At 50.3% G+C, this 20412-nt stretch carries 17 protein-coding genes and 1 other RNA gene; 7 read left to right on the forward strand and 11 right to left on the reverse strand.

Annotated elements, in window-relative coordinates:
* Position 1 precedes the first annotated feature (1 nt).
* Complete coding sequence (locus tag BUB59_RS09040; protein WP_073228868.1) at positions 2–1546, reverse strand: T9SS type A sorting domain-containing protein; 1545 nt, start codon at positions 1544–1546, stop codon at positions 2–4.
* Between the two features lie 243 nt (positions 1547–1789).
* Here BUB59_RS09040 and BUB59_RS09045 point away from each other — a divergent pair, with 243 nt between their 5' ends.
* Entirely contained in the window at positions 1790–4483 is a 2694-nt protein-coding gene (locus BUB59_RS09045) for a M26 family metallopeptidase (RefSeq protein WP_143160308.1), read from the forward strand.
* Between the two features lie 3 nt (positions 4484–4486).
* On the opposite strand, the gene BUB59_RS09050 is transcribed toward BUB59_RS09045, so the two are convergent.
* The 6 genes from BUB59_RS09050 to BUB59_RS09075 form a co-directional block, all read right to left on the reverse strand.
* Positions 4487–4873, reverse strand: a complete 387-nt coding sequence (locus BUB59_RS09050; RefSeq protein WP_073228874.1) for a hypothetical protein — start codon at positions 4871–4873, stop codon at positions 4487–4489.
* Positions 4870–5553: an HAD family hydrolase gene (locus BUB59_RS09055; RefSeq protein ID WP_073228876.1), complete on the reverse strand. Its 684-nt coding sequence runs from the start codon at positions 5551–5553 to the stop codon at positions 4870–4872. Before BUB59_RS09055 ends, BUB59_RS09050 begins: the two co-directional genes overlap by 4 nt.
* 242 nt (positions 5554–5795) lie before the next feature.
* Positions 5796–7214 (reverse strand): Asp-tRNA(Asn)/Glu-tRNA(Gln) amidotransferase subunit GatA, encoded by a 1419-nt coding sequence (gene gatA, locus BUB59_RS09060; RefSeq protein ID WP_143160309.1) that lies wholly within the window; start codon positions 7212–7214, stop codon positions 5796–5798.
* Positions 7214–7537 (reverse strand): DUF4321 domain-containing protein, encoded by a 324-nt coding sequence (locus BUB59_RS09065; protein ID WP_073228879.1) that lies wholly within the window; start codon positions 7535–7537, stop codon positions 7214–7216. The genes gatA and BUB59_RS09065 overlap by 1 nt, the downstream gene beginning before the upstream one ends.
* 82 nt (positions 7538–7619) lie before the next feature.
* The gene (gene ung / locus BUB59_RS09070) at positions 7620–8297 is read right to left on the reverse strand and encodes a uracil-DNA glycosylase (RefSeq protein ID WP_073229011.1); all 678 of its coding nucleotides are present in this window, start codon (positions 8295–8297) and stop codon (positions 7620–7622) included.
* Positions 8298–8307: 10 nt separating this feature from the next.
* Positions 8308–9657 carry a THUMP-like domain-containing protein gene (locus BUB59_RS09075; RefSeq protein WP_073228882.1) on the reverse strand — a complete coding sequence of 450 codons (1350 nt, stop codon included), beginning with the start codon at positions 9655–9657 and terminating at the stop codon, positions 8308–8310.
* Positions 9658–9726: 69 nt separating this feature from the next.
* Between BUB59_RS09075 and BUB59_RS09080 the strand changes: the two genes are divergently transcribed.
* The 6 genes from BUB59_RS09080 (at position 9727) to BUB59_RS09105 (ending at position 16154) form a co-directional block, all read left to right on the forward strand.
* Entirely contained in the window at positions 9727–11349 is a 1623-nt protein-coding gene (locus tag BUB59_RS09080; RefSeq protein WP_083540258.1) for a glycosyl hydrolase 53 family protein, read from the forward strand.
* A gap of 437 nt (positions 11350–11786) precedes the next feature.
* On the forward strand, positions 11787–12449 hold the full coding sequence (locus tag BUB59_RS09085) for a hypothetical protein (RefSeq protein WP_159433356.1): 663 nt from the start codon (positions 11787–11789) through the stop codon (positions 12447–12449).
* Positions 12450–12481: 32 nt separating this feature from the next.
* On the forward strand, positions 12482–12736 hold the full coding sequence (locus BUB59_RS09090; protein WP_073228892.1) for a chorismate mutase: 255 nt from the start codon (positions 12482–12484) through the stop codon (positions 12734–12736).
* A 1-nt stretch (position 12737) separates the two neighbouring features.
* Positions 12738–13886: a prephenate dehydrogenase/arogenate dehydrogenase family protein gene (locus BUB59_RS09095; protein ID WP_073228896.1), complete on the forward strand. Its 1149-nt coding sequence runs from the start codon at positions 12738–12740 to the stop codon at positions 13884–13886.
* Positions 13886–15262, forward strand: coding sequence for a 3-phosphoshikimate 1-carboxyvinyltransferase (locus tag BUB59_RS09100; protein WP_073228899.1), 1377 nt, complete (start codon positions 13886–13888; stop codon positions 15260–15262). Before BUB59_RS09095 ends, BUB59_RS09100 begins: the two co-directional genes overlap by 1 nt.
* Before the next feature lie 10 nt (positions 15263–15272).
* The gene (locus tag BUB59_RS09105) at positions 15273–16154 is read left to right on the forward strand and encodes an NAD(+)/NADH kinase (RefSeq protein WP_073228903.1); all 882 of its coding nucleotides are present in this window, start codon (positions 15273–15275) and stop codon (positions 16152–16154) included.
* A gap of 38 nt (positions 16155–16192) precedes the next feature.
* Here BUB59_RS09105 and ssrA read toward each other — a convergent pair.
* The 4 genes from ssrA to BUB59_RS09125 all read right to left on the reverse strand — a co-directional run bounded on the left by ssrA (position 16193) and on the right by BUB59_RS09125 (position 20410).
* Positions 16193–16552: a transfer-messenger RNA gene (ssrA, locus tag BUB59_RS09110) on the reverse strand.
* 348 nt (positions 16553–16900) lie between these two features.
* Positions 16901–17911 (reverse strand): SDR family oxidoreductase, encoded by a 1011-nt coding sequence (locus tag BUB59_RS09115; RefSeq protein WP_073228907.1) that lies wholly within the window; start codon positions 17909–17911, stop codon positions 16901–16903.
* A gap of 3 nt (positions 17912–17914) precedes the next feature.
* Positions 17915–19090 (reverse strand): iron-containing alcohol dehydrogenase, encoded by a 1176-nt coding sequence (locus BUB59_RS09120; protein ID WP_073228909.1) that lies wholly within the window; start codon positions 19088–19090, stop codon positions 17915–17917.
* Positions 19091–19528: 438 nt separating this feature from the next.
* Complete coding sequence (locus BUB59_RS09125) at positions 19529–20410, reverse strand: YicC/YloC family endoribonuclease (RefSeq protein WP_073228912.1); 882 nt, start codon at positions 20408–20410, stop codon at positions 19529–19531.
* Between the last annotated feature and the right edge of the window lie 2 nt (positions 20411–20412).

A 20412-nucleotide genomic window follows, 5' to 3' on the forward strand; every position in this document is an offset into this window, starting at 1 on the left:
TTTAGAACTGTTCGAAGAACTTGTGAACTTCCTCGGGAACCCAAGTACTTTCCCAGTTCCAGCCTACGCTCATGTTTCCGGTGTCGTGAGCGGTCCACTGATGGCCACCGGGCCAGGTGCAGAACTTGATGGGGAAACGTTCGTCAACATTCTTGAAATCGTAGCAGAGATGACCGGTACTGCCCTGATTTTCCTGGAGAATTTCGGAGCTTGCATCGGTAAACTGGCTGTCACCATCGGAAGCCTTGCCATTCTTCTTGAGCATGCGGGGGAGGGCGCTGTTCTTTGCCTTGTCGAAAGTGCAACGGTCATCGTTGACTCCGTGGACGTTCATCCAGGCGATAGGCAGGTTCTTGTCCATGCCTTTTTCCTGAGGGAGCCAGATGTTGTAATCGGCCACAGCGTAGGTTGCTGCAGCGCGAACGCGGTCCTGATAATCCTGGGCAAGAGAGTAGGAGAACATGGCGCCGTAGCTAAATCCTGTAATGAACACTCGGCTGGTGTCAATGCAGTAGTTGTCCTCGATGGTAGTCAGTGCCTTGCCGAAGAAATCATGATCTTCCTGACCCTTGTTCCAGAGGCCGCCTACGGCCTGGAGAGAAGCGAAAATGTAGTCGCCGTTCTTGTCCAGAACTTGCTGGCCATAATACGGGGTAGGATGGTCGTAGTCCGGAGTGTGGTGGACGAAATCTTCGGCGGAACTGCCATAGCAATGTAGCGCAATCAAGAGCTTATACTGCTTGGTGTTATCGTAATTTGTGGGCAGGGTGATGAAGTATTCTCGGTTGGTGCCGTTGACATTTACCACATGATGTTCGCCGTTTTCCACCTTCTTATCGGTCTTTAAAGTGGTGTTAGTTCCGCAGCCCTTACTGGGAGTTGGTGTATTCTTTAATGCATATCCGAACTTGTATGTGGGTTCTGGCGGAATGCTCTTTTCCAGAGATAGCGCTAGGGTGGTATCCAAATTGTTCAAGGTGACATTCAAGGTGTCGTAACCATCGGCGATTACCTGGAGCTTGTCCGTATCACCAGCTTTCAATAGTGCGGACTTTGTTTTGGAGGTGCTGTAGGCGCTTGCGTTACCATCGGTGGTAAACTTGATGTTTTGAGTGGCGGATCCAACGTGGACTTTTGCGAAATAAGTTCCCTTCGCGTTGATTCCTTGGCGCAGGTCCACGGATCCGGTTCCATAAAGTGTTTTGCTGGATACGAGATTGCCCATAAGGTCAAAAACTTTGACCTGGACAGGGCCGCTGCTTTGTGAATAGTGGAGAACACCTTGGCTTAAGTTGACGAAGCCAACGGCCTGTTGGTTGTGAATGCCGGTAGAGGTGGTGTCCTGTTCATCTTCGTGAATGGTGAATTTTCCATCTTGATCCGTCTTTGCGGATTTGCCTTTCTGAAGAAGACTGACAGAGGCGTCTGCGATTGCCTTGCCGTCTGCCTTACTGGTGACGGTCCCTTGTACCGTATAGGCGAAAGCTGTGGTGCACAGGGCTGTTGAGAGCACCATGGGCGCAACTCGTAAAATGGATTTATTCATTCTTTCACTCCTTTTATATCCCAACAGGTTTTGAATGTTCTGTGTAACAATAAACTAATCTGAAATGGGACTGATATAGCGGGGCGTTACGGACGTGTTGTTGATAAATCGTCTATAACTAAATGTTTACAATCTGCCTTTTGTGAATGTTGTAAAAAATGTTTTCCAATTGGCTTGTGAATTTGTTTGAATAGGGCTTTGTTAAATTTTTAAATTTGGTATGCTGAGTTTTGAGGGTTGGTTATGTTGTTGCGGAAGTTAATCACTTCAGTTCTTTTACTTGTCTTGTCGGGGCTTGCCTCTGATGGCAAATTGCTTGGTGATGGCAGTGCTGAAAATCCATGGCAGATTGCCGATTATGAGGATTTGAAGGTTGTCGGTACAGATGTATATCCTCTTACTGGCTTTTACATCCTGACGGGTGATATTGATGCTTCCGCTTCGGTCAATGAAAATTGCGAGGAAGAGGGGTGCAAGGGCTTTATTCCTTTGGCAATGGGTTCTTCATTTTCGGGATCTCTGGATGGCCAGGGGCATTCCATTAACCACTTGTATATTTGGGAACCTTCCAAGGATTATGTGGGATTTATTTCCAGGCTGGTGGGAACCCTTACGAATTTGAAGTTTGACGATCTCAGTGTTACCGGTAGCTTCAAGTATTCTGACCATGTAGGCGGTGTAGTGGGTGCCGTGACGGAAAACGGTAAAGTTTCCAATGTCCATGTGACCAACGGATTCGTCTATGGATATCGTTACGTTGGAGGCGTGGCGGGCCTTGTTTCTACAACGGATGAATACACGGTAGATTACTCTCTGGAGGATGTTTCTTATCAGGGGAGGGCTGTGGGTAAAAGAGATGTTGGCGGAATTGCGGGCTATGTAAGGGCCAATGTCAAGAAGGCTGTGTCGGATGTTTCAGTTTATGTGAAGGTGGAAAATGCCGGTGGAATCGCTGGCGATATGATTGCCTATAGCGATGGCTCCTGCTCTGTTGTGGAAAGTCAATCCAGGGTTGTTTTCCATTCGCTGGACTGGGGCATCGATAATGTGGGCGGAATTGCGGGTCGAGCAGACAATTGCGATTTGTATTTGAATAAGGCCAATGTGGATTTCAATGTGGTCAATCCATTTAGCCAGTATCCTATAGAAAGCAGCGTAGGTGGCCTTGTGGGATATTCTGACAATGGTCGAATTTATTTCTCCCGAGCTCAAGGTTCAGTATTTGGCCGGGCAACTGTAGGTGGCCTGGTGGGGAATAACGAAGGATCTCTTGCCTATTCTTACTTTATGGGTAACGTCAATGGCGGTAAGGTTGTAGGTGGCCTTGTGGGTATGAATAACAAGTCTGTGAACAATTGCTATGCCGTTGCTGCCATCTACGGAAATAAGGATGTGGGAAACCTGGTGGGGGACGGAAGTGAGCCGAAGAATTCTTTCTGGAATAAGGATGTTTCCAATTTGACGGTTGGCGATTATGGACTGTCTACAGAAGGGATGATCCAGTCTGCCGCTGATATAGGGAAGGAACTTGATAGTGAATCCTGGAGTTTTGAAATTGTCCCGGTTGCCATGCCTACTGCAGGTGGAAAGAGACCTGAGTCTCCGGAAGTAAAAGTTGCTGTTGGTGGCGATCACGAATTGTTTGGACAGTGGCTGGACTGGGCTGTATTCAATAAGGCTAGGGATTCCATCTACTTCGCCTATCGTGTGGGATACGTTTCTGGTATTGATACCATCTGGGGGACGTCCAGCTATATGGCCGTTCCTAACAAGATTGAAATTTCATCTTTTGAGGAGCTGGGTAAGATTGGTCGCGATGCGGCTTACCCGTTGGCCGCTCGATATGAATTGACTGCAGATATTGATGGGGCGGATATTCTCTTTACGCCTATTGGCGACACTCTGGATCCATTTACGGGAATCTTTAACGGGAACGGACATGCCATCAGTAACTTGAAAATCAATGAGCCCCGTCGTAACTATACAGGCTTGTTTGGGGTGACTAGTTACGGGACTATTGAAAACTTGAAACTTCATAATGCAGATGTGAATGGCTCTGTTGCTGTTGGCGCCTTGGTGGGTAATTCTAAGGATGCCATTATTCGTAATGTGAAGTCCGTTGACGGAAATGTGGTTGGCGTAGATTCCGTAGGTGGATTAGTAGGTGTACTTGGTTGGATTGACGAAGATGCTGGCTTTATGAATCAGGTTTCTGCAACAGGTAAGGTCACCGGACGTAACTGTGTGGGAGGGCTTGCCGGAACCAATACTTTCGTGGATGTGCAAAATTCCTATGCCATCGGCCTTGTGAAGGGCGTAAGCGATGTGGGCGGCTTGGTTGGCTTCAATTACGGCAACGCCCAATGGGCCAATGTCCAGACCTCCTATTTTGCTGGCGCAGTAGAAGGTAAAAACACCCAGGGTGTTGTTGGCTTTGAGGGGGATTCCAGGGATACTTTATGCTATTTCAATAAGGACCTGGTGAGAAATGATGATGATGCGTCTGGATTGACTACCAACGAAATGGTCCAGCAGGCATCCTTCAAGGGATTTGACTTTGATAATGTCTGGGAAATCCAGGAAGGAGTTTCTTATCCCTATTTCAAGGATATGGACGCTGTCATGCCTGGCGCCATGGGCGAAAGCGTTCGTCCTGAGAAGACGATGAACCTTGCGGAACCTGTTCCTGAGAATAAAACGCTTGTTGTTCTTCGCAAAGGCGTTAAGGCCAACGTGATGTTTGAAATCCCGCGAGAAGGTGAAGTCTCCTTCGCGGTCGTGGATGTGCAGGGACGTGAAATTCTCCGTAAGAATATGGGCCGCTTATCCGTAGGACCCCATGTGAAAATGATGAGCCTGGAAGATGCTGCGCAGGGGCGCTTTGTTGCCGTTCTTTCCTTGGATGGCGAAACAATAGAAAGCGTAACGCTGAAATAATCGTTATTGCTTTTTTCGTAGCTCCCGCATGGCTTGACTTGCCAATTCGTGCACTTGTTGCTGCTGGGAAAACTTGTGGAAAGGAAGAATCCGTAGGTCCACAAGATCCTGTTTTTCAAAGTTCAGTATGTACTGAACGTTGGATAGAAAGACGATTCTCTGTCCGGCGAATTTCTTGACGGCATGGTTCATGGCGGAAAAGATCATCTTGAATTCTGTGGTATTGAATTCTGAACAGGAGAAGGTGTCTATGGCTTTTCCGTCGGTGCTGTTTTTGGATTCATTGTCGAATATCTGAGCAATGTAGGCCCCGCCGCCGGCACGCTCCTTATGTCCATAATCGCAGCTGCCGCCTACCCAGACATAGATAATTTCTTTTTCGAATTTCATCGCAGCTCGGCCACCCAGTCATAATCGGGGGTAACATGAATGGTGCTGATCCCGCAGGATGCTGCTGCATAAATATTAGCCTTGTTGTCGTCCAGGAAAACTGTGTTTTGGGCGTTGGGAAGATCGCTTGCTGTCAAAGTGAAAATCTTCTGGAATGAACGGATGTAAATTTCCGGATTGGGCTTTTCCAGGTGCAATTCCTGACTGAGGAAAGTGTGATGGAAGCAATCGTTCACATTGTTGGGGCCATGGGCTCCTACGCCAACATTAAACCAATGGTCCAAGCAATATTTCCAGTGAAGGTCATTGGTGTTGCTCAATAGGAATACATTAGCCTGTTTTTTTATGGCACAGAGGGCGTCAATCTTTCGCTGGGGAATATTTAAACAAATGGAATTCCAGGCGTCAGCGACTTGCTGACGAGTCGGCTTCGTCTGACAATCCCCATGATTCATTGGGTTGGCTGCGTTGGGTTTGCATCTTGCAATAATGGCGTCGCAGAACTGTTCAGTGGTCAATTTTCCAAGTTGATAGTTCTGCATAATCTTTGCTGTTTCACCAGCGTCAAATCGCAGTTCTTCTTCAGGAACTCCCAGTGCCTTAAATCCATCCAGAGCTTTCTGCATGTTGATGTCCAGAATGACACCGCCTAAGTCGAAGATGTAGTTTGTGAACTTCATGTTTAAATACTTGCGCCTAGTTTATGTGCGATCAATATTAAAAAATTTCAGGGCCATTTCGTATTGCGTGGTGATGGCATCGAAAAGATTGGGGAGGCAAAGACTAAGGTGTCGGCTGTTGCAAGGGTTGCCAACGAGAATTAAAACCTTACTCATAATTGAACGCTAGAAAGAATTCGCGGATGTAAAAAAGAACTTGCTCCGAAGAACAAGTTCCTTTCAAATGGAAGAATCTTGAACGATTACTTGTTCAACTTCTCGGTTGCAGCTGCGACGGAGAGCAGGTCGGCTTCCTGGAAGGGCTTGCCAATCCACTGGAGGCCAACGGGCAGGCCGCCGGCCTTGCCGCAAGGAACGCTAACGCCGGGGAGACCAGCCAGGTTCAAGCTAACGGTGTAGATGTCGCTCAGGTAAACTGCCATGGGATCGCTTTCGTTCATGCCGCACTTCAGGGGGAGACCCGGCATAGTGGGGCTGGCGATTACGTCGCATTCTTCGAATGCCTTGTTGAAGTCGTCAGTAATGAGGCGGCGAACCTTCTGGGCCTGGACGTAGTAAGCGTCGTAGAAACCTGCAGAGAGAACGTAGCTACCCAAGAGAATGCGGCGCTGGACTTCCTTACCGAAGGCTTCGCTGCGGCTCATGGAGTACAGGTCGATAAGCTTGCGGGCATCCTTGCTGCGGTAACCGTAGCGAACGCCATCGTAGCGGCTCAGGTTGGAACTTGCTTCTGCAGTTGCAATGATGTAGTAGCTGGAGACTGCGTTACCGATGTTGGGGAGGCTCACTTCCTTGATGGTTGCGCCTTCTGCTTCCAACTTCTTCAGCATGGCTTCGATAGCAGCCTTGCATTCCGGGTCCAGACCTTCGGCGAAGTATTCCTTAGGAACACCGATGACCTTGCCCTTAACGCCAGCGTCCAGCTTGGCGGTAAAGTCTTCTGCAGGGCGGGTGCTGGTGGTGTTATCGTGAGCGTCAACGCCGACGATTGCGTTCAGCAAGAGGGCTGCATCCTTAACGGTAGAACCGAAGGGGCCAATCTGGTCCAGGGAGCTAGCGTAAGCCAACAGGCCGTAACGGGAAACGCGACCATAGGTGGGCTTCAGGCCAACAACGCCAGTGCAGGCTGCCGGCTGACGGATAGATCCACCAGTGTCAGAACCCAGAGCGCAGGAAACAGTGCCGCTGGCAACTGCAACTGCGGAACCACCGGAGGAACCACCCGGCACGCGGGTTTCGTCCAGAGGATTCTTTACGGGGCCGAAATAAGAAGTTTCATTGGAAGAACCCATGGCGAATTCGTCCATGTTGGTCTTACCGATGATGATGGCGCCTGCTGCTTCCAGCTTTTCGACTGCGGTAGCGGTGTAGGGAGCCACAAAGTTTTCCAGAATCTTGGAGGCTGCGGTAGTGCGAGTTCCTTCAAGGCACATGTTGTCCTTGATGGCCACGGGAATGCCGTCCAAGGCGCCCAGAGTCTTGCCTTCTGCACGACGCTTGTCGGATTCAGCGGCCTTTGCAAGGGCGCGTTCATTCAGAACGGAAATATATGCGTTTAAATTCTTAGTTGCATCAACCTTAGCGAGAGCTTCTTCAGTGAGCTTCACAGAAGTGGTGGCTCCGCTAGCCAGCTGAGCTTGCAATTCGTCGATAGTAATCATTACCTTTCTCCGGACCATTTCATAATATAAATGCCGACAACCATGCCGATGACGCTGGCAAAGTTAATCTTGAAACTGAAACCAAAGGCCAGTTTAATCATGTACAAGTCCAGAACCACGGGTTCCGGCTTGTCGGGAAAACCGATATTGAAGGGGAAGGAGGATACAAAGACGTTATGAACGATGTTGTTGTAACCGCCCGCATTCATCAATTCACCCAGCTGACCGAACAGCACGCCCAGGCATTCGCCAAGTACGCCACCGATAATCAGGCCCAGGACAATAAAAAGCACAAGACGTGCAAATGTGTTCTTTCTATTCATGGGAACAAATATAAAAAAAGCGGGTCTAGCCCGCTCGTATTGGAACAAGAATTAGGATTAAAACTTCCCTAATGAAGGCTAGTTACTTAATGCTCCAGTCAATTGTTTCCAGACCTTTACTTTCTAGGTAGGCGTTGGCCTTGCTGAAGTGTTTACAACCAAAGAAACCACGGTAAGCGGAAAGGGGGCTGGGGTGAGGGGCGGTTAGAATGAGATGACCCCGATTGGGAGCTACAAGCTCCTGTTTTTTTATGGCAAAGCTACCCCATAACAGGAATACCAAGTTTTCCCTCGTCTCGGAAAGGCGCTTGATGATGGTATCTGTAAACTGCTGCCAACCGATTCCCGCATGGCTGGCTGCCTGGTGGGCGCGTACCGTGAGGGAGGCGTTCAGCAGTAAAATTCCCTGCTGGGCCCAGGATTCCAGGTTGCCGTGGGGAGGGGGATTCAACCCCAGGTCATCGTGCAGTTCCTTAAAGATGTTAATGAGGGAAGGCGGAGGCTCAATCCCCATAGGGACGGAAAAGCAAAGCCCGTGGGCCTGTCCCGGATTATGGTAGGGGTCTTGCCCGATAATGACCGCTTTTACCTTTTCCACCGGGCAGAAGTCCAGTGCGGCGAAAATCTTGGAACCAGGAGGATAAATCACTTGTCCTGCGGCTTTTTCCTTTACCAGCGTGTCCTTGATCTGATGGAAGTAGGGCTGTTCGAACTGGTCTGCTAGCAGGTTCAGCCAGGATTCTTCAAGTTTTACGGTCATGGAAGTTTCCTTAGATTCGCTTGGCAAGAATGGCAATCTTTTCGCCCTTAAAGCGGGTGTAGAAAAGAATGGCGGATTCCTTGCCCTTGGGTTTTAGACGTTTGATTTCCTCGTCGGGATCCAGCTTTACGCCACGCAATTTCATAGTGAGCTTTCCCACGTTATGGCGTTTCAGCATGTCGCGTACAGCGCTAGTGGCGATCTCGCACTTGTCAAGAATCTGGAAGTTTGCAAATGCGGGTGCGGGCAGCGGGCTATCGCTTGTCACATAGGCAATGCCTTCGGATATCAGATGGGCGTCGGGAGCCGCCGCTACTGCAACGCTTCCAAACAGGTGGCTGCGAATGAGTAGTGCGGTAGGTTCGGCGATGAAATTGCTTACGGAACCCACAGGCAAATCGCTTTCGCTGGTGGCGTTGCGGAAACTACGTTCACAGCCGGGCAAGTCATGCTCGGCGTCCTTGTTGGAGGCCGCCTGAATGTCGCTGAGGGAACCGCTCCAGATGGCATCGGTGCCGTCTGCGGTCTTGACCACGTTGCCTTCCTTGTCTACCATAATGGCACGAACCTTCCCGGGGTTGATGGCCAACTTGCCGAACAGTACCAGCAGTTCGCGGCAGTCGGAGTGGCTGCCCAGATAGACCAGTTCCGCATCCTGCGGGATTTCGTCGGTGGGGTATCCCGGGGGAAGCTTTGCCATGCCGCCCTGATAGTGGCGGGAGATTTCCAGAACTTCCTCGAAGGTGGGCGTAAGATTGCGCAGGTCTCGCTGGTTTTCGCCTTCGACTGCGCGACGGGCCGGATCAATAGTGAAAAAGTCTGCGGGGCGTTTGGAATCTGCGTCTGCAGAGGAATTCTTGCGGGCCACTTCACGGACGTCGTCCAGAATGGTTTCGCCGGCGGTGCCACGGACCACCTGTGTGTTATAGCGATACATGGCTTGTCTTGCTTCGTCCAGATCGACTCCGATGACGTCGAAATCCTTCGGGATGAAATAGCTGTCGCCGCCCATCCCGCAGCAAAGATCGTGAACGACGGGGCGACCGCTCATCACTAGCCCCTGTTGGCCTGCGGACCATAAATTGGCTTTGTACTTGCCGATGTCCTGGGCGGTACTCTGTTCCAAGGCCAGCCTGTCGCACAGCAAGAACTTGTCGCTTTTCTTGCCCGCTTCGCCGTAAAACTTTTCGCGGAACTTGGGAACCAGGGCCATGTAATCCATAATGGCGGCGCGGTCCTCGTTGCTGTAACCCGCCTTGTTCAAGGCTGTGGAAATCTGCAAGGCGTCCATCTTTTTCTTGATGGCGTTCTGGATGAATTCCTGTACGGCAGGGGAGGTGAGCAAATCAAAGTCTTGCATACGGCAAATTTAAACATTGTTTACAAAAATAAACGAATCCAATCTTGCAAAATAGGATAGATTTGGGGTATGGGAAATTTTAAGGGAATAAAAAGGGCTTCGGCCTTCGGGTTGATGGTGACTGCCATGGTTGCCATTTCTGCATGTAGTGACTCCGATTCTGGAACTGGTTCAACATACGAATGTCAAACGCCTGGTGGGTGCGATGATCCTGGCTACATTTTGACCTCGTCATCTTCCAGTGTTTATGACATTGTCCCGGAATCTTCTTCTAATGTCATCCCCGACTCCGATCGGGGATCTAGCAGCTTGGAACCATCCCGTAGTTCTTCGTCTCATGTCGTCCCCGGCTCCGATCAGGGATCTAGCAGTGTGGAACTACCGGAAGTTTCGTCTTCCAGCGTGGTGTTTGATTCCGCTTTCTTTGGCGGTATTGAACCTCGCAGTTCCTCCTCTCATGTTATCCCCAGTTCCTCCTCTCATGTCATCCCCGACCACGATCGGGGATCTAGCGGCATGGAACCGCCTCGCAGTTCCTCTTCCCATGTCATCCCTGACCACGATCGGGGATCTAGCAGTGTGGAACCGCCGCCTAGTTCTTCGTCGGCACCGGCCCTCCCTCAGTATGCAAAGATTTTGGGAGTAGACATTTCCCAGATGCAGGAATTTGAAGCCAAGGGAACCCGCGTCTTGGATACGGATGGAACTCCCAAGGACGTTTTTGAACTGTTCCGCGATCATGGCTTCAACTATATTCGCTTAAAGACTTTTGTGGGTCCCAAGTCAAAGTACGGCTACGCTGCAGGTAGCTGTGACCAGGGGGCTGGAACCTTTGGTAGCAACTCCGAAGCCTTTGGTGACAAGGATCATGTGATTGCCTATGCCAAGCGTGCCAAGGCTGCGGGTATGAAGTTGTTGCTGGATTTCCATTATAGTGATAACTGGGCGGATCCGGGCAAGCAGATTATTCCCGAACGCTGGCGCAAGATCTCCAGTTCCGATGTGCTGGCGGATTCCGTTTATGCTTATACCAAGGACGTGTTGATCGCATTGAAAAATGCTGGTGCCCTGCCCGAAATGGTCCAGGTGGGTAATGAAATTACAAACGGCTTGCTTCGCGACGTGCCTAATGGATCCACCGACTGCTGGGGCAACAATGTGGACTTGGCCAACAGTTCCGTCAGCGGCGTCATGAGTAACGCCACGGGTATTGCCAATACAGCCAAGTATCTGGCTGCAGGCTCCCGCGCCGTGAAGGAAATCTCCAGCAGTATTAAGACAGTGTTCCATATCGAAAGTCCTCACAAGACTTCTACGGTGGAGTGGTGGATGAAATCCATTATCCAGAATTCCAAGGTTACTCCGGATGTAATGGCGTTCTCCGCCTATACAGCTTATGAGCACGGCAATCCTGATTCCTGGAAGACCCTCATGACTAATTTGGGGAAAACCTACACCAGTCTGGAATTTCTCATTGCGGAATACAATGGCGCTCAGACCAAGGATAGCTATAGCTTTGACGGATCCCGCGCTAAGACCCAGAAGGTTATGGAACAGGTCCCTCGTGGATTGGGTGCGTTCATCTGGGAGCCGGAACGTTCCGGAGCCTGGGGCACTTCCATGTTTGACTGGGTCGGGAACGATTTGAAGGCAAACCAGAGGGCCTTTGACGAGTACAAGGTGCTATTCTAGTTCACAAGTTGTTTATTCATTTTTGACGAAAAAATAAATTTCTGAGTAAGTAGGTGGGTGTCATGATTTGACACTCGCTTTTCTTATATTTGGGGTATGGATTTGAAGATTGTAAACTGTGATCCTTTTAATAATGCCTGTAAAGGGGTCTTTGTAAAATCCAAAAAAACTTTCGCGTGTGTATTGTTTTGTGTGGCTGTATTTGTATATTTGGCATGTACCATTAAATCGCTGTTAGAGGTGGAAAATTAAGCGCGTAATAGCGTGATTGCTGGCGGTCTGCCAGTAGTTAATAATGCGCTACGTATGGGCTTCGGCCTATGCGTAATCTGGTCCTTGGCCCTGTGGGCTTTGGCGGTTTTGGATTGACGTTTTTTTGACTAAAAATCATTTCGGGAGCAATGATTATGAACTACGATTACAAAAAAATTTCCGATATGGAAAATCGAACCGGCTTGAATGCTGAAGACTTTATCCTTCTGTGCGCTGCAAAGGGTGGTGATGATATTGCCTGCAGTAGGCTTTACCTGAACCATCAGGATGAAGTGGTGAATATGCACAAGTATGGTCCTGATGGAACCAACCCCAAGAATTTTGGCTTCAGCAAGAGTTACAACGGGGCTACCTACGAGGAGGCTTCCGGATACTGCTACCTGTGTTTCCACGAATGTGTGGCCCGCTATAACATGAATAGTGGAAAGGCCTTTATGGCTTGGGTTCGAGGCATTTTTGCCAAGCGAGGCCTGGACTGGGTAGAAGACCGCAATCCCGATCACTGGGATCGTGATGAGGAATCTGTACAGGCCGCCTCCGAAGATGTGTTCCGTCAGGATGACGTCCGCCCGGAAGTTTCCCATGAGGAAGAATTGCTTACTTCTGAGGGGGTGGAACAGATTCGTAGCTATATCAACAAGGCTGGGGACGATAACCTGAAGGAATTTCTGGAAGCCTGGCTTACTCTGGGCAATACCAAGAAGAATCCCATTACCGGCGTGGCTGCCGCTATGGGGGTGACTCGTCAGACCTCCCACAACTACATGAACGCTGTAAAGGCTCTGGCAAAGAGCCGTTTCGGCGAACATTTCTTTGGCCGCAGTTAAGACTGCAGGGGAGATTTTCTAAATTCCCGACCATGAAGATTGATGATTGGCGCATTCGTATTGATGAATTGAACGAGGAACTGATTGCCCTCCTGAACAAGAGGGCTACTTTTGCTACCGAAATTGGCAAGATCAAGAAAGAATTGGGCTTGCCGGTTTTGGATCAGGCCCGCGAGGACGCTGTGCTTGAAAAAGTAGGCTCCATGACCAAGGGCCCTCTTTCCTCCGATTCCATCAAGGAAATTTTCCGCACCATCATGGCTGAAACTCGAAAGGTGGAGGATTAAGATGGAACGCATCACGCTGGTTGGCTTTGGCCTTTTGGCAAGTTCCGTAGCATCCGCAATTAAGCAGGCGAACCTGCCTGTGAAAATCCGTGCGGTTAGTTCCCCTTCGACTCTGGAACGTGCCCGTCAGATGAACTTGGCGGACGAATTCTTCGGTTATGACCAGACCGCCGAATGGGTGAAGGACACGGACGTCATCTTGCTGTGCAGTCCTATCCTGCACATCTTAAAAACACTGGACGATCTTTCCAAGCTGCCCTCCGAAATCCTGCAGGCTTGTTCCAAGAAAATTCTGGTCAGCGATATTGGTAGTACCAAGGTGGAAATCTGCAAGGCAGGGACAAAACTGCCTGCGCCTTTCGTGTTTGTGGGTAGCCATCCTATGGCTGGTTCCGAAAAGCGGACCCTGGAATACAACGACCCCTCCATTTTTGAAAATGCTTACTGGTTTGTGTGCCCTCCTGACGGAACGAAGGAAGAAGACTACAAACCCTTATTGCAGTTGATTGACTTTGTTGGCGCCCATTCTGTGGTGTTCCCGCCGGAACATCATGATCGCACCATGGCATGGGTGAGCCATATGCCTCAGATGTTGAGCTCCACTCTGGCTGCCAACATCCCGGAGCGTCTGCTGAATTACAACTACCAGCATTATGCGGGCCGCGCCTTCCGCGATATGACTCGTATTGCCGCTTCCGGCTGGAATATGTGGCATGATATTGCGGTGACTAACCGTGGTGAAACCGTCCGCGCCCTCCGTGAAGTCCGTGAAGGTCTGGACGAGACCATCGCCGCCATGGACCGCCTCCAGGTGGTGAACGAAGGTAAGCCTGCTGAAAATGACTGCTCCGAAAATCTGGAAAAGGTTTTCAAGGCAGGAAATGACGGTCGAGCTAGTCTCTTTGCTCCGGGCCGTAATGCTGCCTCTTCCTTCTCCGAAGTGACGGTCCCCCTGAAGGATCAGCCGGGCGCCCTGCTTGCTGTGTTGAAACCCCTTGCAGAAGCGGGTCTCAATGTCCGTGATATTGAATTGATGAAGGTTCGTGAAAATGTGGCCGGCACCCTGTTGCTTGCCTTCAAGACGCCCGAGGAAGCCCGCCGTGCTATTCAAATCCTCGCTGTACTTGATTACGATGTAAAGGATCGCTAATGGATTTTGTGCTGAACCCGGATCGGGAACGCTTCCAACTGACTTTGGTCATGGCGCTGCTGGTGAATGGCCGCACGGTTCTTGAAGATTTCGCCTGGGCTGCAGGTGTGGAACGCTTTGCCAACGCCCTTAAGGAATTTGGTCTGGATTATGTCCAGCAGGGACACCAGCTGGTGCTGACGGGCAAGGGCTTCCAGTACGATTTGCCCTCCTTGCTTCCCATAGACTTTGACGAAGAATGCAATGTGATGCTCTGGACCCTGGCTTCCAAGGATGTGGAGCAAATCTACACCTTTGCCGCCGAAGCGGATGACGCAGGAATTGCGCAGGTCGCTAGTGCCAAGGAAACCTTGCAGAAGTACTTCAAGGTGAAGGCCGTTTCCGACGAACCGGCCAAGTTTACCTTTACCTTCGGGTATGATGAGCCTAGTATTAAAAAGGACTCCCTAGGAAACGTCGCCTATATCATGCGAAACCGTCTGCTGTTGCGCGGTTTGCTCCGTTCCGATTACATCACCTTCGAGGAAAAATCTACGGTTCACGACCAGTGGACCAAGATGCTGATGTATTTTGGCGTCAAGATGAAGTATGAAGGTCGCGGCATGGAGCAGCTCAGCGAGCTGGAACGTCGCATGATGATTGCCCGCGGCCAGAAGGTGGAGCGTACTCAGTTTACGGAAATGGCCGAAACGAAGGTCATTACCGCCCGTGAATATTATGTGCCTGGTGACGCGACGGAAGCTCTGGCTTTCGCCTTGCTTACCACCATCAGTAGCTTGCCCAAGACTGCGAAAGTCTGCGTGAAGAATGTGGACTTGAACTCTAGTCGCGCAGGTGCCCTCACTTGCTTTAAGCGTATGGGCGCAAGTTTTGAAACAGTAAGCCGTCGTGAACGTTATGGAGACGTGTACGGGGATATCGAAATGTTCCCTCTGAATCCCGGCAAGAGACTGCAGGGACGTCGCTTCTCGGAAGATGCAATCGCTACAGGCGTGAAGGATTATCCCTTCCTTGCGGTGGCCGCCTGCTTTGCTGAAGGTGAAACCATCTTGCGTCTCCCTAAGGAATGTCGCAAGGAACTGCGTCCCATTAACGACGCCCTGGCAGAAAACCTTCGTAAGACTGGTGCCGAAGTAGGCGTCTATGACGATGGTCTCGTCATTCGCGGTTTGGAAACTGTGGTGAATGGCAGTGACTTTGACGGTGGAGAAATTCCCGAAATCGGACTTGCCTTAAGCGTACTTTCCATCGCTCTGGAAAATGATGAACCGGTGGCTCACCGCGAAGTGGTGGAAAAGCGTTTCCCTGGAATTCTGGAAAAACTCAATCAGGTCATGAACCTGAAGAATGAAAAGCAGGAATCCGAAGAAAAGTAGGAAGGGTACCATGCAGAAAATAACCTTCAAACAGATTGGCATTATTGGCTGGAAGGAGAAAAGCCCTGAACTGGCTTTCGCTCTGGAACAGATTATCCAGTGGGCAACGGAACATCCTCAGGTGAAGTTCTGCGTTCTGGAAAACTTGAAGGAACAGGTGAAGGCTCCCATCAAGGTGGTGAAGGAACCCACCCTTCTGAAATCCGACTTGCTGTTGGCTGTTGGCGGCGACGGTACCGTTCTTTCTGCCGCACATCTGGCGTTGGGTCACAAGATTCCCATCCTGGGAGTAAATGCAGGGCACGTAGGCTTCCTGGCGGAAACCCGTATCAAGTGCCTCCCTCAGACTCTGGACGACCTGCTGGCAGGCGTGTTTAGCACCCGCGACCGCATGATGATCGACGCCACCGTTTTTCACGGCAGGAAGTGCATTGCCAAGCATACGGTGCTGAACGAAGTCCACTTCCGCGCCCACGCTCCCGAACGTATGGTGAACGTGAACGTGGAATACAACGGTACTGAATATACGGAATACTGGGCAGACTCCCTGCTGGTTTCTACTCCCACAGGATCTACGGCCTATAACCTGGCTGCAGGAGGCCCCATTATCCATCCCGCTACTTATGCCGTGGTGTTGACTCCCGTTGCTCCGGGAAGCCTTTCTGTCCGTCCTTTGATTATGTCCCTGACAGACAAGAAACTGGTGCTGAGGCCTGCGGAAAACAAAACCTTGGATCTTGTTTTCGATGGCCGTACTTGCATCCCTCTGGAACCTGGCGACCATGTGGTTTTGACTCAGAGCAAGTCCTTTACCACCTTCCTTCGCATGCGACACACTGGTTTTGTGGGCGCTCTCCGCGAAAAACTTGGCTGGACCGGAAAACGCGGCTAAGATTATCAAAAAGGCCCCGGTGAAACCGGAGCCTTTTTTAGTGGAGGTGAGGGGAGTCGAACCCCTGTCCAAGATCACATCCCTGTCCATTCCTACAAGCTTTCCCTTCGTATTTAAGATCTCGTCTGATCTACGCCCAAGAAGGTCGGCGCGGACTTCAACCAGCCTAGTAAATCTCGGATCCTGCACCCAGGCATTACAAGTTCCTATCCCATATTGCGTCCGGACGTACTACCCAATGGGAGTGGGTCGAGGCCCGGCGTAGCCGCTAATTAGGCTGCGAGTGCGTAGTTTTCTTCAGCACTTATTTTTTTTCAGACTTTTTAACGGGTGCCCTCGTCTGAGACCCCGGCTTGCAACTAACACTTCAGTAACCCTGTCGAAACCAGAGCACCCCCGATGTTATTTTTCAGTAATATAGCAAAAATCTTCAAGGCGAATGCCGTGCCCGAACGAATAACATTCGTTGAGGGCATGGTTGAGCCGTAGTATTTTCTTGAAAAATCGATTTTTGCTAAGTGCCCTGGTTGAGACAGGCCTGTCGACTGAATGGGAGCTGGCGACCATTCAGGCCCTTAAGCAAGCAAAGCTTGCGCAAGGCCCCGAAGGGGTGAGGTTGCCGCGAATAGCGGTGACCGAAGCAAACCAGGGCACCCCAAAATCCCGAGATAAACCTGACTCGACCAGATGGCTGATAGCAAACTTTCGTCGCTACATTCTTTTTATCGCTTCATCAGCGGTATTTGTCAAATCTTTTTGGCATTTTCCAGATTTGCGATGACCTTGTCGCACCATTCGTCGAATTCTGGATCGTCTTGCTGCAATTCCGGGTGGGCGAGAACGTTCTCGATGGTCTTCCGGATGCCTTGATCAAAACGTGTGGTGGCGCAGAATCCTGGAACAGCCTTCTTCAGTTTGGAATTGTCAAACACCACGGAGTTTGCCTTGTCCCCAAGAAGACTGCCGGTAAAGTCAAATCCTAGAGAATCTCCCACTGCGGCTAAAAATTCAGATGGCACATGGTATGCCTTCAATTCAACTCCCAGGACGTTGGCGATGGTCTGGTAAATTTGGTTCCAGGTCAGGCTTTCGTCACTGGTAATCTGGAAGGCTTCGCCGATAGCGTGAATGTTTCCCATAAGGCCGATAAAACCTTTGGCGAAGTCCTCGTTGTACGTCATGGTCCACAGACTGGTGCCGTCCCCGTGGATGATGACAGGCTTGCCTTGAAGCATGCGCTTGGCGACCTGCCAGCTGCCCTTTTTGCCATGTACGCCCAAAGGAATCTTCCGTTCATCGTAAGTGTGGCTGGGGCGAACGATGGTGACGGGGAATCCTTCCTCACGATACATCTTCATGAGGAATTCCTCGCCGGCGATTTTATTCCGGGAGTATTCCCAGTAAGGGTTAGACAGCGGGGTGCCTTCGGTAATGCGGTAATCCGAAAGAGGCTTCTGGTAAGCGCTGGCGGAACTGATAAAGATGAACTGCTTGGTCTTGCCCTTAAACAGACGGTAATCTCTTTCCAGGGCGCTTACATGGAATGCAATAAAATCACAGACTACGTCAAACTGCAGGGCCTTGATTTTGTCGGCCACATCCGCTTCGTTATAAATGTCCGCCACAATCTGTTTCGTTCCGACTGGTGCCTTGCGGTTTCCACGGTTCAGCAAATAGATTTCCCAGCCCAGTTCTAGGGCTAGGCGAGTGATTGCCATGCTGATGGTCCCGGTGCCGCCAATAAATAAAGCCTTCATGTCTTATACTCTTGCGTTAACTGCAATCTTGTAGATGGCGGTAATGTCATCTGCCTTCAACGGCTGGAAACCCCATCCGTCGCCGGGATTCATCTTGCGAACCATTTCGGGAATGTCCTCTTCCTTGGCGCCAAGTTCTGCAAAGTTGATGGGCATGCCGATGTTATGCAGGAAGGTGCGGAATGCCTTGATTCCTGCACGAGCCGTTTCTGCAGGATTTTCGAAGTTCATGGCACAGCCGAACACTCGGGTTGCCATCTGGCAGAATCGCATCACGTTATGGTTCATGACGTATTCCATCCAGGAAGGCATAATCACTGCGAGGCCTGCGCCATGGGCGCAGTCGTACTTGGCGGAAAGTTCGTGCTCAATGACGTGGCTGTTCCAGTCCTGACTGCGGCCTACACCAACGATGTTGTTGTGGGCCACCATGCCTGCCCACATGATGTTGGCGCGGGCATCGTAGTTGTTGGGATCGGCAATCACGCGGGGTGTTTCCTTCACCATGGTCATGAGCACCGCTTCGCAAAGACGGTCCGTGATTTCCACTTCGGTGGTGTTGGTGAAGTAGCGCTCGAATACGTGTGCCATAATGTCGGTGGCGCCGCATGCGGTTTGATAAGCCGGTATCGTGCAAGTGAGGGCCGGATTCAGCACAGAAAAGCGAGGACGAAGGCAATCACCACCAGTGCCCCATTTCAGCATGCCCTCTTCCTTGGTGATGACGGAATCGCCGGAGCCTTCGGAACCTGCGGCGGCAATGGTCAAGACGGTTCCTACTGGAAGCGCTTTAGATGGAGCTGCCTTGCCGCAGTAGAAATCCCAGAAGTCGCCTTCGTAGACTACGCCCAATGCGATTGCCTTGGAGCTGTCAATGGATGAACCTCCGCCAACGGCGAGAATGAAATCCACATTTTCCTTACGGCAAATTTCAATGCCTTCGTAAACCTTGGAATCCAGCGGGTTGGGGTGGACTCCGCCCAGTTCCACATGAGCAACGCCTGCTGCATCCAGAGATGCCTTGACACGATCGATAAGGCCCGACCTTACTGCGGAACCGCCTCCGAAATGTACCAGCACCTTGGTGCCGCCGTATTTCTTGACCAGAGAGCCGACTTCGTTTTCACGATCCTTTCCGAATACAAATTCCGTAGGACTATAAAAGTTGAAATTTTCCATTCCATTCCTCGCGTTTTTACAATGCTAAAGATATACGTATTGGACGCGAAAGCCAATTGTTTTTGGAGCGTTTCTGTACACAGCGGAAAACCACGGTCCGTATGCAAACCCAGCAGAATCAACCCGCTAGTGAGATTTTTAATGGTGTATAAAAGAAAAGGGCCGGACTCCTTGCGGAGTCCGACCCAGGGGGGTTAGGAGGCTCGTAACAAACTTTTTGGGAACTGCATTTTTCTTGAAAAAATTTTGCGCTTTTTATTTATTTCGCGCTCTTGGTTCCTTCTTGAAAAGAAAGATAACACTATTTACGGATTTTGGCAAATCAAAATGGCCTTTATTTTATGTAAAATTGTGTTATCTGTGCTAGCTGTATTTGAAAAAGCGCCGAAATTTTCTTTTTTGGGAGAAAATGTGACGTTTTTCACATTCCAAGCTGGATTAAGCAATGTTCAGAGACTGCTCTCTAATGCATTCCACTTCGTTCTTCAACTCAATTGCCAATGCTGCAATTTCCGCATCCTGGCACTTGGTTCCCAAGGTGTTTGCTTCGCGGCCCATTTCCTGAAGGATGAAGCCCAGGTTCTTACCTTGAGCGCCGCCTTCCTTGAGGGCATTGAGGAACAGCTTGTTGTGGCTCTTGAAACGTGTGATTTCTTCCTTAATGTCTAGTTTGTCTGCCATGATGCAGGCTTCCTGCAACAGGCGCACTTCGTCGATTTCGGAATCCTTCAACAGCACGTTAATGCGGTCGCGGAACTTCACCTTCCAGTTTTCAATACGCTTGGGGTCCAGAACTTCCACCTTGGAGAGAACTTCATTCAAATGGTTCACTCGGTTGGTCAGGTCGGCTGCAAGATTGGCTCCTTCCTTGGCTCGCATTTCGATGACTTTATCCAAAGCCTTGTTCAGCTCGTCGGCCAAATGCTTTTCCAATGCTTCTGCATCGGCGCCGCTGTCCGTGAACTGCAATACTTCGGGAAGTGCAAGGATGTTTTCCAATTTGATTTCACCAGCGATGCCGAACTTTTCCTGCATCGTCTTGGTGATGTCTACAAACTTTGCGATAGCTTGTTCGTTATAGCTGACAGGAACGTTGCCGCCAGAGCCTGCGCCCAGAGTGACGCTGAAAATCACGGAGCCACGAACCAGCTTATCCTTGATCTGATTCTTGAAGGAATTTTCAAGATAGGCCAAATTCTTGGGAAGTTTGCAGCTGATGTCCAAGAAGCGGTTGTTCACGCTGCGAACTTCAATCACGCAAGGAGCGCCCTGGAACATGGACTCACTCTTGCCAAAACCAGTCATGGATAAAATTGCCATAA

The organism is Fibrobacter sp. UWEL (genome assembly GCF_900142535.1).
In the GTDB taxonomy this organism is placed as follows: Bacteria; Fibrobacterota; Fibrobacteria; order Fibrobacterales; family Fibrobacteraceae; genus Fibrobacter.